We start from the raw sequence: 856 nt of genomic DNA, 5'->3' as shown, positions 1-856 counted from the left end.
CAAAGATGACGCTGATACTTTAGCCATCCTCAAAACTCGCGCTACTGATGATGATGATTCGCATGTGCGAGTTGCAGCAGTCCAAGCTTTAGCCAGCAACTACAAAGATGACGCCTATACTAAAGCCTTCCTCAAAACTCGCGCTACTGATGATGATGATTCGTATGTGCGACGTGCAGCAGTCCAAGCTCTAGCCAGCAACTACAAAGATGACGCCTATACTAAAGCCTTCCTCAAAACTCGCGCTACTGCTGATGATGATTCGGCTGTGCGACGTGCAGCAGTCCAAGCTCTAGCCAGCAACTACAAAGATGACGCTGATACTTTAGCCTTCCTCAAAACTCGCGCTACTGATGATGATAGTTGGAATGTGCGATATGCAGCAGTCAAAGCTTTAGGTAAAAATTTCACCTATCTGCCTGAGTTGTTTGATATTTACCATAACTGCGCTATCAACGATCCCTTTGAGCGCAAGGAAAACAATGAAACCAATCCTCGGCGAGTAGCACTTGAGATCATTATCAAACAACATCCTCACAATTCCCAAACTTTACCACTGTTGCGCGACAGAGCGGAGAATGACCCCGATGAGCAAGTGCGGGAGTTTGCTCAGAAGAAGTTGGCAGAATTAGAGAAGTAGAAGAAGCTCTAAAAATATGAACAACACTACAATTCGTGAGAAAATCAACCAATATCTTGATGGATTATCTTCAGAACGCCTAGAACTAGTTGCTGATTTTCTAGCTTATCTAGCAGAGAAAGAAAGTGAAGACGCAACCCAAGAATTACTCGATATTCCAGGTTTTATAGAATCTTTTGAGAGGGGTTGGAAGCTGTAACTTGATTTCTGTACACA

2 protein-coding genes are annotated in these 856 nt (G+C 43.7%); both read left to right on the top strand.

Translation table 11 applies throughout. The features are described from left to right. On the top strand, window positions 1-640 hold a 640-nt coding region (locus tag DP117_RS34245; RefSeq protein ID WP_169222589.1), incomplete at its 5' end, for a HEAT repeat domain-containing protein. Window positions 641-656: 16 nt separating this feature from the next. Next, window positions 657-839: a hypothetical protein gene (locus tag DP117_RS34240; protein WP_169222588.1), complete on the top strand. Its 183-nt coding sequence runs from the start codon at window positions 657-659 to the stop codon at window positions 837-839. Window positions 840-856: the final 17 nt, after the last annotated feature.

Source organism: Brasilonema sp. UFV-L1 (assembly GCF_012912105.1).
Lineage (GTDB): Bacteria > Cyanobacteriota > Cyanobacteriia > Cyanobacteriales > Nostocaceae > Brasilonema.
Note: the sequence above shows the minus strand (reverse complement) of the source record. Positions and strands in the feature narration are given on the sequence as shown.

What these genes read in the sequence shown, in the direction of transcription:
- DP117_RS34240 (WP_169222588.1), top strand. Translation starts at nt 657, where the DNA reads ATGAACAACACTACAATTCGTGAGAAAATCAACCAATATCTTGATGGA.